At 67.5% G+C, this 11,720-nt stretch carries 14 protein-coding genes; 9 read left to right on the forward strand and 5 right to left on the reverse strand.

The genetic code is table 11. The features are described from left to right. Nucleotides 1-32 precede the first annotated feature (32 nt). From U6115_RS00460 to U6115_RS00480, 5 genes are all read right to left on the reverse strand, one after another. Nucleotides 33-698: an META domain-containing protein gene (locus U6115_RS00460; protein ID WP_043572767.1), complete on the reverse strand. Its 666-nt coding sequence runs from the start codon at nucleotides 696-698 to the stop codon at nucleotides 33-35. Between the two features lie 86 nt (nucleotides 699-784). After that, a complete protein-coding gene (locus U6115_RS00465; RefSeq protein WP_043572771.1) occupies nucleotides 785-2,158 on the reverse strand; it encodes an NAD(P)(+) transhydrogenase (Re/Si-specific) subunit beta in 1,374 nt (457 codons plus the stop codon). A 4-nt stretch (nucleotides 2,159-2,162) separates the two neighbouring features. After that, complete coding sequence (locus tag U6115_RS00470; RefSeq protein ID WP_043572773.1) at nucleotides 2,163-2,462, reverse strand: proton-translocating transhydrogenase family protein; 300 nt, start codon at nucleotides 2,460-2,462, stop codon at nucleotides 2,163-2,165. Continuing rightward, on the reverse strand, nucleotides 2,455-3,624 hold the full coding sequence (locus U6115_RS00475; protein WP_043572775.1) for a Re/Si-specific NAD(P)(+) transhydrogenase subunit alpha: 1,170 nt from the start codon (nucleotides 3,622-3,624) through the stop codon (nucleotides 2,455-2,457). The genes U6115_RS00470 and U6115_RS00475 overlap by 8 nt, the downstream gene beginning before the upstream one ends. Before the next feature lie 391 nt (nucleotides 3,625-4,015). Then, nucleotides 4,016-4,786: a substrate-binding periplasmic protein gene (locus U6115_RS00480; RefSeq protein ID WP_080770157.1), complete on the reverse strand. Its 771-nt coding sequence runs from the start codon at nucleotides 4,784-4,786 to the stop codon at nucleotides 4,016-4,018. A 125-nt stretch (nucleotides 4,787-4,911) separates the two neighbouring features. Between U6115_RS00480 and U6115_RS00485 the strand changes: the two genes are divergently transcribed. The 9 genes from U6115_RS00485 (at nucleotide 4,912) to ybgF (ending at nucleotide 11,633) form a co-directional block, all read left to right on the forward strand. Further along, nucleotides 4,912-5,901 (forward strand): sensor histidine kinase, encoded by a 990-nt coding sequence (locus tag U6115_RS00485; RefSeq protein ID WP_043572781.1) that lies wholly within the window; start codon nucleotides 4,912-4,914, stop codon nucleotides 5,899-5,901. A 40-nt stretch (nucleotides 5,902-5,941) separates the two neighbouring features. After that, on the forward strand, nucleotides 5,942-6,532 hold the full coding sequence (locus U6115_RS00490) for a TMEM175 family protein (protein WP_043572784.1): 591 nt from the start codon (nucleotides 5,942-5,944) through the stop codon (nucleotides 6,530-6,532). A gap of 64 nt (nucleotides 6,533-6,596) precedes the next feature. Then, nucleotides 6,597-6,776 (forward strand): DUF3460 family protein, encoded by a 180-nt coding sequence (locus tag U6115_RS00495; RefSeq protein WP_043572787.1) that lies wholly within the window; start codon nucleotides 6,597-6,599, stop codon nucleotides 6,774-6,776. Between the two features lie 61 nt (nucleotides 6,777-6,837). Further along, nucleotides 6,838-7,503 carry a class I SAM-dependent methyltransferase gene (locus U6115_RS00500; protein WP_043572790.1) on the forward strand — a complete coding sequence of 222 codons (666 nt, stop codon included), beginning with the start codon at nucleotides 6,838-6,840 and terminating at the stop codon, nucleotides 7,501-7,503. A 114-nt stretch (nucleotides 7,504-7,617) separates the two neighbouring features. Beyond that, on the forward strand, nucleotides 7,618-8,031 hold the full coding sequence (locus tag U6115_RS00505; protein ID WP_043572793.1) for an ExbD/TolR family protein: 414 nt from the start codon (nucleotides 7,618-7,620) through the stop codon (nucleotides 8,029-8,031). Then, nucleotides 8,028-8,930 carry an energy transducer TonB gene (locus tag U6115_RS00510; RefSeq protein WP_043572794.1) on the forward strand — a complete coding sequence of 301 codons (903 nt, stop codon included), beginning with the start codon at nucleotides 8,028-8,030 and terminating at the stop codon, nucleotides 8,928-8,930. The genes U6115_RS00505 and U6115_RS00510 overlap by 4 nt, the downstream gene beginning before the upstream one ends. Nucleotides 8,931-8,962: 32 nt before the next feature. Beyond that, the gene (gene tolB / locus U6115_RS00515; protein WP_043572796.1) at nucleotides 8,963-10,249 is read left to right on the forward strand and encodes a Tol-Pal system beta propeller repeat protein TolB; all 1,287 of its coding nucleotides are present in this window, start codon (nucleotides 8,963-8,965) and stop codon (nucleotides 10,247-10,249) included. Between the two features lie 11 nt (nucleotides 10,250-10,260). Further along, the gene (locus U6115_RS00520; RefSeq protein WP_043572797.1) at nucleotides 10,261-10,782 is read left to right on the forward strand and encodes an OmpA family protein; all 522 of its coding nucleotides are present in this window, start codon (nucleotides 10,261-10,263) and stop codon (nucleotides 10,780-10,782) included. 110 nt (nucleotides 10,783-10,892) lie between these two features. Beyond that, nucleotides 10,893-11,633 carry a tol-pal system protein YbgF gene (ybgF, locus tag U6115_RS00525; RefSeq protein ID WP_043572799.1) on the forward strand — a complete coding sequence of 247 codons (741 nt, stop codon included), beginning with the start codon at nucleotides 10,893-10,895 and terminating at the stop codon, nucleotides 11,631-11,633. Nucleotides 11,634-11,720: the final 87 nt, after the last annotated feature.

The following is an 11,720-nucleotide window of genomic DNA, read 5'->3' on the forward strand; positions in this document are numbered from 1 at the left end:
GCTATGACGCGCCGCGGCCGCGGTGGTTCCGTTCAGTCGGCCAGCGGCGTCACGGTTTCACGGTATACCACTTTCAGCAATTGCAGCGCCGGCTGGCCATCAACGGATGGCACGCCTTGCAGCTTCAGGTAATAGCGGCTGCCGGCCTCCGGCACGAAGCCGGCGATGGAGCCGGCGTAGCTGCGCCAGGGCTGGTCCTCGCTGCTGCGCACCCGCAGACAGGCGGCGGCGCCCGCGCCGCAGGGCTGGCTGGCGACATACCAGTACTGCTCGCCGGCCACCGGCCGCAGCGCGGCGACGGCCGGCACCGGCGGCTCCGCCGCGACGGCGGCGGTCTGGCGGACGAAGCGGTAGCCAGTCTTGCCCGCCAGCAGGGTCAGGTGCTTGCCGTCCTCGGCCGGCAGCAGGCGGAACGGCGCCGACAGCAATTTCAGCAGCGCCTGTTCGCGGCGCATCACCTCCGGCGCGCACAGTTTGCGCGTGGCCGCGACCTGATGTTTGCCGTCGTCGTCTATGCCCAGCGTGAAGCGGTTGCAGCCGGCGAAGCCGCTAATGCGGCTGTCGGCGATGCTCAGCGTCGGCAGCGGCGCTGCCTGCGCCGGCGCCTCCAGCAGCCATTCGGTGTTCTGCAGCTTCGGTTCGGCCTGGGTCGGCAGCATCATGCTGCCGCTGATCAGAATGGAGCTGAGGATGGGCATGCGCGTTCCTTTGTCTGGTCGGGACGGGGCAGGCGGCGGATGGCGAACCGCCCGCCGGCGGCGGGCGATTCGACAGCGGCGGCGGGTCAGTGCGCTGCGTTTTTCAGCAGATCCTCCACCACTTTTTTGGCATCGCCGAACACCATCATGGTTTTATCCATGTAAAACAGCTCGTTGTCCAGTCCGGCATATCCCGCGCTCATCGAGCGCTTGACCACGATCACGTTGCGCGCCTTGTGCGCCTCCAGGATGGGCATGCCGTAGATCGGGCTTTGCTTGTCCTTTTGCGCCGCCGGGTTGACCACATCATTGGCGCCTATCACCAGCACCACATCGGTGGTGGAGAAGTCGGCGTTGATCTCCTCCATCTCCAGCACCTGCTCGTACGGCACCTCGGCCTCGGCCAGCAGCACGTTCATATGCCCCGGCATCCGGCCCGCCACCGGGTGGATCGCGTAGCGGACATTGACGCCCTGCTCATGCAGCAATTCGGCGAACTCCTGCAGCGCGTGCTGCGCGCGCGACACCGCCAGGCCGTAGCCGGGCACGATCACCACCTGGTCGGCGTTGCCCATCAGGAAGGCGGCGTCCTCGGCGCTGCCGGCCTTGTAGGCCTTGGCCGCCGCGTCGCCCGCCGCCGGCCCGGCGGCGGCCTCGCTGCCGAAACCGCCCAACAACACGCTGACGATGGAGCGGTTCATCGCCTTGCACATGATGTAGGACAGGATGGCGCCGGACGAGCCGACGCAGGCGCCGGCGATGATCAGCACCGGATTGTCCAGCGTGAAGCCGATGCCGGCCGCCGCCCAGCCGGAATAGCTGTTCAGCATCGACACCACCACCGGCATGTCGGCGCCGCCGATCGGAATGATCAGCGTCACGCCCAGCGCCAGCGCCAGCGCCACCATGGCGAGGAAGGCCGCCTGGCTGTCGGTGGCGAAGTAGGCGATGCCGAAGCCGACCATCGCCAGCGCCAGCAGCAGATTGAGCGGATGCTGGCCGGCGAAGCGGACCGCCTTGGCGCCGAAGCGGCCGGACAGCTTGCCGTAGGCGATGACCGAGGCGGTGAAGGTGATCGCGCCGATGAAAGCGCCGATGAACAGCTCCACCTTCTGCACCGGCGTGTGCTCGACGCCGCCGTGGAAAATGGCGGCCACCGCGATCAGCACCGCCGACAGACCCACCAGCGAGTGCATCGCCGCCACCAGTTCCGGCATGCCGGTCATTTCCACCGTGCGCGCCTTCCAGGCGCCGATGGCCGCGCCGGCGGCGATGGCGCCGGCGATCAACGCCAGCACCGGCTTGTCGATGATGAGCAGCGTGGTCAGCACGGCGACGGCCATGCCGACGATGCCGTACAGATTGCCGCGCCGCGCCGAGGCCGGGCTGGACAGCCCTTTCAGCGCCAGGATGAACAGCACGGCGGAAACCAGGTAAAGAACCGCGGAAATGTTCTGCATCGGATTATCCCCTGTTCTTTTTCTTGAACATGTCCAGCATGCGCTGGGTCACCAGGAAGCCGCCGAAGATGTTGATGCTGGCGAGGAAGATGGCGACGGCGCCCAGCACCGAGGTGACGGTGATCTGCTGGCCGCCCACGTCCACCACCTGCAGCATGGCGCCGACGACGATGATGCCGGAGATGGCGTTGGTCACCGCCATCAGCGGCGTGTGCAGCGCCGGGGTGACGTTCCACACCACGTGGTAGCCGACGAAAACCGCCAGCGCGAAGATGGTGAAGCTGGTGATGAAGGGATCAACCATGATGATGCGGCTCCTGTCGTGCCGGCGCGGGGACGGCCGGGGTCGGCGCGGCGCCGAAGCGCTGTTCGCCCTGGTGGGTGAGCAAGGTGGCGGCGATGAGGTCGTCGGCCAGGTCGATCCGCAGCCCCTCGGCGCCCAACAGCAGGCCGAGGAAGGCGAGGAGGTTGCGCGCGTACAGGCTGGAGGCGTCGGCCGCCAGCAGCGCGGGCAGATTGGCCAGGCCCACCAGGTGCACGCCGTTGTCGGTCTGCCAGGCTTCGCCGGCGCGGGTCAGCTCGCAGTTGCCGCCGGCTTCCGCCGCCAGGTCGACGATCACCGAGCCCGGCCGCATCGCCGCCACCGCGGCGGCGTCCAGCAGCCGCGGCGCTGGCTTGCCCGGAATCAGCGCGGTGGTGATGACGATGTCGGCCGCGGCGGCGCGCTTGGCCAGCAGCGCGTTCTGCCGCGCCAGGAATTCGGCGGTCATCTCGCGGGCGTAAACGCCGCCGCTGGCCGCCTTCTCCTCGTCCGTCATCGGCACCTCGATGAATTTGGCGCCCAGCGACTCCACTTGCTCGCGGGTGGCCGGACGCACGTCGTAGGCCTCCACCACCGCGCCCAGCCGCTTGGCGGTGGCGATGGCCTGCAGGCCGGCGACGCCGACGCCCAACACCAGCAGCCGCGCCGGCTTCACCGTGCCAGCGGCGGTCATCAGCATCGGCATGAAGCGCGGGTAGTATTCCGCCGCCAGCAGCACCGCCTTGTAGCCTGCGATATTGTTCTGGCTGGACAGCACGTCCATGCTCTGCGCGCGGGTGGTGCGCGGCAGCAGCTCCAGCGCGAAGGCGGAAATGCCCCTAGCCGCCAGCTCCGGCAGCAGGGGGTTGCCATATGGCGCCAGCATGCCGATCAGCGCCGCGCCGGGTTTCAGCGCCTCCAGATCGGCGGCTGCCGGCATGCGCACCGTCAGCGCGATGTCGGCCTGGGCCAGCAGCGCCTGGCGCTGCTCGGACAGCTTGGCGCCGGCTTCGGCGTAGGCGGCGTCGGGGATGGCGGCCTGGATGCCGGCGCCGCGCTCCACCGTGACGGCATGGCCGGCGCCGACCAGCTTCTTCACCGTGTCAGGCGTCGCCGCCACGCGGCGTTCACCGGCCAGCCGTTCGGCTGGGATGACGATATGCATCTGCGTGTCTCCTGGTATGGAATTGTGAAATCAGTAGCTTGAAACCGCCGCGCGGCGCAATTTCGAACGGCTGTTTGAAAATGATTAGAAGCATGCTGCGCTACGTTATGCAAGGCATATATTGACTACCGTATATCGTCGGACAGGGCAGCCTCAACTGGGCGATCGGACACGATCATGCCAAAGTCATTAAGCCTTGCCACCATTGCAGCAGCTCGACATGCCATGCCGATGACAAGGCGCGGCAGCGGCGGCAAGGTGTGGAAAATCCCACAAAATAAGAACAATCTGATATTGCAGCGCAATAATCGACACTAGCGAAAAGCGCGCCGCGCTGTAAAGACGGGAAAGCCGCGAAAATGGCAACGCCTTGCGCCAGATCAGACGCCGCTCACGGCCCCAGGCCGCTGCCACGGTAGAGGTCGAGCCGGAAGCGCTCCAGCGTGCCGTCGGCGCGCAGCTTGGCCAGGCCGGCGTTGAAGCGGCCCATCAGCTGTTCGTTGCGGGCGGAGCGCAGCATCAGCAGGTGGCCGTACTGGATGCTGAACGGGCGCGGCTCGGCGGTGACCAGGTCGTGCGCGCCGCGCGGAAAGGCGTTGGACGCCAGCAGCTGCCAGCCGGTGAATTCATCTATCGGAAACAGCTCGATGCGGCCGGCCAGCAGCTTGAGCAGATTGGTCTTGTCATCGTCCGCTTCCTCCACCTCGATGGCGCCCTGCTTCGCCAATTGACGGAACTCGGCGGTGTAGGAATAGCCGCGGGTGGCGCCGAAGCGCAGGCCGTGCAGGTCCTGCAGCCGCGCCCACGCCGGCACCGCCAGATCCTTACGGTGGAACAACAGTTCGCGGTGCTCCGACAACGGCGCGCTGTAGAGAAACTCCCTGGCCTTGTCCGGATCGTCGAACCAGAAGGAGCTGGCCTCGACGCTGCCGTTGCGCAGCGCCTCCAGCGCCCGCGCCCACGGCAGGTACTGGAAGCGCACCGCCACGCCCTCGCGGGCGAAGGCTTCGCGCACCACCCGGTTGACGAAGCCCTGGCCCGGCAGCCGCGCCCCGCTCCACGGCGCGTATTCGCCGGTGGAAACCAGCAGTTCGGCCGCGCCGGTCCAGCCGGCCCACAGGCCCAGCAACAGCGCGCGCGCGCAGGCCAGCATCGATTTCATCGCTCCGCCCCTCCCCGCATCTTCCGCTTCCGTTATACACCGCGCCGGCGCTTTTCTCCGGCGGCGGATGCCGCGCCGCCGGCCGCTTGCTATGATCGCAGCATCGCCCCTTCCCGTGTCCCGCCATGCCCAGCCCTATTCCGACGCCGCTGCCGGACTTCCGCAATCTAGGCGTGATGCTGCGCATCCTGCTGCTGCCGCTGGCGCTGTTATTCATCTACGGCCTGCTGGCGCCGCCGACGGCGGAGCCGCTGTGGCGCTGGCTGCAGCTAGCGCTGCTGCTGCTGCCCGGCAGCCTGCTTTCGCTGGCGCTGCTGGCGCTGGCCAGCCCCTGGCTGGCCCGCCGGCGGCTGGGCCCGAGCTGGGCCACCGCGCTGACCGGCGCCGGCTTCGCGCTCTGCCAATGGCGGCTGCAGCCGGAAGCGCCTTTCGCCTGGCGGACGCCGGCGCTGGCGATGCTGGCGATGGCGCTGCTGCTGCACTATCTGTCGCTGCGCCAGCGCGCGCTGTCGCCGGCGCTGGCCGAAGCCCGGCTGGCCGCGCTGCAGGCGCGCATCCGACCGCACTTCCTGTTCAACAGCCTGAACGCCGCCATCGCGCTGATCCGCTCTCAGCCGCAGCAGGCCGAGACGGTGCTGGAAAACCTGGCCGAGCTGTTCCGCGCCCAGTTGGCCGACCCCGACCGCGCCTCCACGCTGGCGCGCGAGATCGAGCTGGCCGGCATGTATCTGGCGATAGAAAGCGAGCGGCTGGGGCCGCGGCTGAAGATCAGCTGGCGGGTGGAGGCGCCGCTGGACGCCGCGATGCCGCCGCTGATCCTGCAGCCGCTGGCGGAAAACGCGGTCTACCACGGCGCCGAGCAATCGGGCGGCGAGGTGGAGATCGTCATCGGCGCGCGCCTCTACGGCGGCCAGCTGGAGCTGACGCTGGACAATCCGGCGCCGGCCTCGCCGCGGCCAGGCGGCAACCGGATGGCGCTGAGCAATCTGCGCGAGCGGCTGGCGCTGTTCTTCGACGCCGAGGCCTCGCTGACCGGCGAGCTGCGCGGCGACCGCTACCTGACGCGGATCCGCCTGCCCTACCGCCGCGCCGGCAAGCCGGAGCGGAACGGCTAAGCTGCTTGCAAGGCGCGGCGCAAAACACGAGGAGCGAGGCATGGAGAAAAACCGCCTGGAGGCGTTCAGCGACGGCGTGATAGCCATCATCATCACCATCATGGTGCTGGATCTGCATATTCCGCACGACACCACCTTCGCCGCGCTGCTGCAGCTGTGGCCGATCTTCCTGTGCTACCTGCTGAGCTTCGTCTATGTCGGCATCTACTGGAACAACCACCACCACTTCTACCACGCCACCCGCCGCATCGACGGCCGGGTGCTGTGGGCCAATCTGCACCTGCTGTTCTGGCTGTCGCTGATTCCCTTCGTCACCGGCTGGATGGGCGAAAACCATTTCCAGCCGCTGCCGGTGGCGCTGTACGGCGCGGTGCTGCTGATGTGCTCGATCGCCTGGTGGATCATGCAGCAGGCGCTGCTGTGCCTGCCCGGCAACCGCACCCGGCTGGCCGAGGCGCTGGGCGGCGACATCAAGGGCAAGATCTCGCCGGTCTGCTACCTGCTGGCGATCTGCCTGGCCTGGCGCCTGCCCTGGCTGTCCGGCCTGCTGTACCTGGCGGTGGCGCTGGCCTGGCTGATTCCCGACCGGCGCATCGAATGCCTGCTGTACGGCGACGGCCAGCCGGACTGAGGCGGCATGGCGGCGGCCGGCGGAATCGATTAAAATCGACGCATCAGCCACCATGGAGGGTACGATGTACCAGTCCGAATTCACCCAGTTCATCAATGGCTTCCTGGAGAAAAACCCGGAAGTGGACAGCCAGCGCCGCGAACTGCGCCTGACCCTGTGGGACCGCCAGCCCAACCTGGAAGACCAGCGCCGCTGGAAAGAATCGCAAGTGCCGCAAAAGCCTTACGTCTACCAGCCGGAATAATCCGCCGCCGCCCGTCTCCAAACGCCCCCAGCGGGCGTTTTGTCTTTCCGGAAGCCCAGTCATGACCAGCCGCACCGTGGCGCTAGACCGCGCCCTGCACGATTACCTGTTCAACATCGGCGTAGCCGAGCACCCGGTGCAGCGCGAGCTGCGCGAATTCACCGCCGGCCACCGGCTGGCCAAGATGCAGATCGCGCCGGAGCAAGGCCAGTTCATGGGCTGGCTGGCGCGGCTGATCGGCGCGCGCCGCTACCTGGAAATCGGCGTGTTCACCGGCTACAGCGCGCTGACCGTGGCGCTGGCGATGCCGGAAGACGGCGAAGTGGTGGCCTGCGACGTCAGCGACACCTTCACCGCCATCGCCCGCGAATACTGGGCCAAGGCCGGCGTCGCCGGCCGCATCGACCTCAGGCTGCAGCCGGCGCTCAATACGCTGCAAACACTGCTGGACGACGGCCGGGCCGGCAGTTTCGACCTGGCCTTCATCGACGCCGACAAGCCGTCCTACCGCGACTACTACGAAGCCTGCCTGCAACTGGTGCGGCCGGGCGGCGTCATCGCCATCGACAATATCTTCCTGTCCGGCCGGGTGGTGGCGCCCAAGCCGGAAGACCCGCCCGGCGTCCACCTGGTGCACGCATTCAACGCCAGCCTGAAAGCCGACCCGCGCGTGCACATGTGCGTGCTGCCGGTGGGCGACGGCCTGACGCTGTGCACGCGGCGCTGATTGCGGCGTTAGAACTTTCCAGAGCAGCAAACACTCTGAAACCTTTTGGCCTCAGCATCGTTGGAATTGACGATGCTATGATGACCGTTTGACCGAGCCGAGCCAGAATCCGTCATGCTAAACCGCCGTCCCCGCCGCCAGATGAACCAGATGAACGTCGTGCCCTATATCGACGTGATGCTGGTCTTGCTGGTGATTTTCATGGTCACCGCCCCGATGTTCACGCCCGGCGTGATCGACGTGCCCAGTGTTTCAGAGGCGCCAGCCATCGACGTGCGGCCGATAGAAGTCACGGTGGACGCCACCGGCAAGATCGAGCTGGTGGACGGCGAGCAGAAGAGCCGCGTCGATTCGCTGGATGACCTGGCCAGCCAGCTGCAGGCGCTGGTGGGCGAGAACCCGCGCCCGGTGGCCATCTCCGCCGACGCCAACCTCAAATACGCCGAGGTGGTGCGGATAGCCGACCGCCTGCACCAGGCCGGCGTCAAGCGCGTGGCGTTGACCGTCAAGCAAACGCCGAAGCAATGAGTTCGCAATCGCCCTCCTCCCTGCGCCCCTGGACCCTGATCGCCTCGGCGCTGTTCCACGCCATCGTGATCGGCCTGTTGCTGTGGGGCGGCCTGCAGACCACGCCGCCGCCCAGCCCGGCGCCGCTGGCGCTGGAGCTGTGGACCACCGCGCCGCCGCCGCCCGCAGCGACGCCGGTTCCGGTTGAGCCTACGCCTGCGCCGACACCCGCGCCGGTGGTCGCGCCGGCGCCCGTGGTCGCGGCGCCGCCGGCCGAGGTGAACCTGGGCCGGAAGGACGCGCCGAAGCCGAAGAAGGAAGAAAAGCCTAAACCCGCGGAAGAGCCCAAGCCGGAGGCGAAGAAGCACGTGGCCAAGCCGGAAGAGCCGAAAAAGCCCGAGCCCAAACCCAAGCCGGCGGAGCAGGCCAAGCCCAAGCCGGTCGAAGAGAAAAAGCCCGTCAAGGCCACCCCGCCGCCGCCGGCCAAGCACGGCCATAAACCGGCCAAAACCTACAACAACGAGGCCGACGACCTGCTCGCCAGCCTGGACAGCACCCGCGTCAGCGGCAAGCCCAACGCCCGCAGCGACCAGGCCGGCAGCAAGCACGGCGTGGCCGGCGGCGCGGTCAACGGCTCCGGAGTCAACGCCGGCTGGATAGACATGGTCAAGGCCAAGGTCACCCCGCTGGTGCAGATTCCGCCCGGCATCCAGGGCAATCCGGCGGTGGTGCTGCGGATCACGCTGCTGCCCACCCTGGAAGTCAAAACCGTGCAGCTGGTGAAAAGCAGCGGCCAGGCGGCCTATGATGATGCAGTGCAAAGAGCGGTCTGGGAGGCGAAAACCTTCCCCAAACTGCCCGCCGGGGCCAACTTCAACGACGGCTACCGAACCTTTACCCTGACCTTCCGCCCGCACTGAGCGGGCGGCGCCACCCCTGTCACGAGGAAGACATGCCGAGTTTGCGAACTGTACTGAAGGGGATGCTGCTGCTGGCGATGCTGGCCGCCGGCAGCGCCCGCGCCGAGCTGAATATCGAAATCATCGGCGGCGGCAACAGCCGCCACGCCATCTCCATCGTGCCGTTCAAGGACGAGGCGCCCACCCAGGGCAACCTCACCCCGGTGATAGGCAACGACCTGGCGCTGTCCGGCGCCTTCCGCCTGGTGGACCCGTCCGCCGTCGCCAACGTGCCGTTCGAGCCGGCCGACATCCGCTACCCGCTGTGGCAGGCCGCCGGCGCGCAATCCATCGCCATCGGCAAGGTGGAGCAGGCCGCCGGCGGCCAGCTGAAGATCAGCTTCCGCCTGATGGACGCGTCGCAGCGCAAGCAGCTGACCGGCGGCGAATTCACCGTGACGCCGGACCGCAGCCGCCAGGTGGCGCATGCGATCGCCGACATGATCTACGAGGCGATCACCGGCCAGAAGGGCTTCTTCAACACCCGCCTCGCCTACGTGCTGAAATCCGGCCGCAGCTACGCGCTGCAGATTTCCGACGTCGACGGCCAGCGCAGCCAGACCATCCTGCGCTCCAGCGAACCCATCATCTCGCCCAGCTGGAGCCCGGACGGCCGCTACATCGCCTACGTTTCCTTCGCCAGCCAGAAACCGGTGGTGTGGGTGCAGGATCTGGCCACCGGCCAGCGCCGCGCGGTGGCCAACTTCAAGGGCAGCAACTCCGCCCCGGCCTGGAGCCCGGACGGCAGCAAGCTCGCGGTGGTGCTGACCACCAGCGGCAATTCGCAGGTCTACATCCTCAACGCCGCCGGCGGCAGCCCGCGCCGGCTGATGTACAACGGCGGCATCGACACCGAGCCGGCGTTCAGCCCGGACGGCTCGATGGTGTATTTCGTCTCCGACCGCAGCGGCAACCCGCAAATTTATCGCGTGCCGGTAAACGGCGGCGACGCGCAGCGCGTTACCTGGGAAGGCAAGTACAACGTGTCTCCCAAGCTGTCGCCGGACGGCAAGACCCTGGTCTACATCCGTCGCGAAGCCGGAAATTTCCGCGTGATGTCGCAAGATCTCGCAACTAATGACACGCGTCTATTGTCAGATGGTAGTTACAGCGAACGCCCCAGCTTCGCGCCCAATGGCCGCATGGTGCTGTACTCCAGCGATATCGGCGGCCGCAGCGTGCTGTACGCGGCCACCGCGGACGGCAGCAGCAAAGTGAAGCTGGCGGTGCTCAATGGCGATGTGCAGGACCCGGCATGGGGTCCATTCAACAATCCTTGAGGGAGCCAACAATGAACTGGAAACAACTCGTCCTCGGCAGCGCGGTCGCCACCCTGCTCGCCGCCTGCGCCAGCACCAAGCCCGCTGAAGCCCCGGCAGCCCCGGCCGCCCAGGCGCCGGTCACCCAGGCGCCGGCAGACACCTCCGCCAGCAACCAGGGCCAAGTGGCGATGGATCCGCTGAACGATCCGAACAGCCCGCTGGCCAAGCGCAGCGTCTACTTCGCCTTCGACTCCTCCACCGTCGACGGCGAAGGCAAGAACACCGTCGCCAACCACGCCGACTACCTGAAGGGCCACGACAAGAAAGTGATCATCCAGGGCAATACCGACGCCCGCGGCAGCCGCGAATACAACCTGGCCCTGGGCCAGCGCCGCGCCGAAAGCGTCAAGCACGCGATGGAAGTGCTGGGCGTGAAGGAAAACCAGCTGGAAGCGGTCAGCTTCGGCAAGGAAAAGCCGAAGGCTACCGGCACGTCTGACGCCGACTACGCGGAAAACCGCCGCGCCGACATCGTCTACCAGGGCCAGTAAGCGCCTGACGCGGACGGCCCGCGGGCCGTCCGCCGTCGTTTCCGCTGCCGGGTGCCAAGCGGCGGCCAAGCCGCTATGATATCCGGCAGTCTTCCCCCATCGGAAAGCCCATGAACCGCATCGCCATCAGTAGCGCCCTGCTGTTGACGCTGGCCGGCTGCGCCAGCAACAGCGACCTGGAAGCCACCCGCCGCCAGCTGGACCTGGTGAATCAACAGGCCACCAACCGCATCGCCGCGGTGGAGACCAAGCTGTCCAACGACAAGTTGCTGGAAATGGTCAGCCAGGTGGACAGCCTGAAGGCCGAAGTCGCCAAGCTGCGCGGCGACATCGAAGTGCTGAACTACAATCTGCAAACCACGCAGAAGCGCCAGAACGACCTCTACAACGACCTGGACGGCCGCCTGTCCCATCTGGAGGGCGCCGGCAAGCAGGACGCCTCGCAACCGGCCGCCGCCCGGCAAGCCGCCGCCGGCGACAGCCAGGCCAGCCCCGACTACGACAAGGCGCTGAACCTGCTGCGCGCGCGCGACTTCCCCAACGCCATCAACGCGCTGGGCCTCTACATCCAGCAGAATCCGCAGGCGCCGCAAGCGGTCGAGGCCAGCTACTGGCTGGGCGTCGCCCATACCGCGCTGCGCCAGTACGACGCCGCCATCGACATCCACCGCCGCTTCGTCGAGCAAAACCCCGGCCACCATTTCGCGCCGGACGCGCTGCGCAATATCGGCAACTGCCAGCGCGAGCTGGGCCAGGTGGACCAGGCGAAAAACACTTTCCGCCGCCTGATCAAGCTGTACCCGAAGAGCGACGCCGCGCAAAAGGCCAAGCAACAGCTGGCCCGCATGTAAGCCGCAGGCGTTCGCCGCATGAGAAACGGGCAGAGGCCTCGCGGCCGCTGCCCGTTTTCGCGTCGCCGCGGCGCGCCAAGCGCGCCC

The organism is Chromobacterium subtsugae (genome assembly GCF_035919665.1).
Taxonomy (GTDB): Bacteria; Pseudomonadota; Gammaproteobacteria; order Burkholderiales; family Chromobacteriaceae; genus Chromobacterium; species Chromobacterium subtsugae.

Coding starts and splice junctions, on each gene's coding strand:
- U6115_RS00460 (WP_043572767.1), bottom strand. CDS start 698: ATGCCCATCCTCAGCTCCATTCTGATCAGCGGCAGCATGATGCTGCCG.
- U6115_RS00465 (WP_043572771.1), bottom strand. CDS start 2,158: ATGCAGAACATTTCCGCGGTTCTTTACCTGGTTTCCGCCGTGCTGTTC.
- U6115_RS00470 (WP_043572773.1), bottom strand. CDS start 2,462: ATGGTTGATCCCTTCATCACCAGCTTCACCATCTTCGCGCTGGCGGTT.
- U6115_RS00475 (WP_043572775.1), bottom strand. CDS start 3,624: ATGCATATCGTCATCCCAGCCGAACGGCTGGCCGGTGAACGCCGCGTG.
- U6115_RS00480 (WP_080770157.1), bottom strand. CDS start 4,786: ATGAAATCGATGCTGGCCTGCGCGCGCGCGCTGTTGCTGGGCCTGTGG.
- U6115_RS00485 (WP_043572781.1), top strand. CDS start 4,912: ATGCCCAGCCCTATTCCGACGCCGCTGCCGGACTTCCGCAATCTAGGC.
- U6115_RS00490 (WP_043572784.1), top strand. CDS start 5,942: ATGGAGAAAAACCGCCTGGAGGCGTTCAGCGACGGCGTGATAGCCATC.
- U6115_RS00495 (WP_043572787.1), top strand. CDS start 6,597: ATGTACCAGTCCGAATTCACCCAGTTCATCAATGGCTTCCTGGAGAAA.
- U6115_RS00500 (WP_043572790.1), top strand. CDS start 6,838: ATGACCAGCCGCACCGTGGCGCTAGACCGCGCCCTGCACGATTACCTG.
- U6115_RS00505 (WP_043572793.1), top strand. CDS start 7,618: ATGCTAAACCGCCGTCCCCGCCGCCAGATGAACCAGATGAACGTCGTG.
- U6115_RS00510 (WP_043572794.1), top strand. CDS start 8,028: ATGAGTTCGCAATCGCCCTCCTCCCTGCGCCCCTGGACCCTGATCGCC.
- tolB (WP_043572796.1), top strand. CDS start 8,963: ATGCCGAGTTTGCGAACTGTACTGAAGGGGATGCTGCTGCTGGCGATG.
- U6115_RS00520 (WP_043572797.1), top strand. CDS start 10,261: ATGAACTGGAAACAACTCGTCCTCGGCAGCGCGGTCGCCACCCTGCTC.
- ybgF (WP_043572799.1), top strand. CDS start 10,893: ATGAACCGCATCGCCATCAGTAGCGCCCTGCTGTTGACGCTGGCCGGC.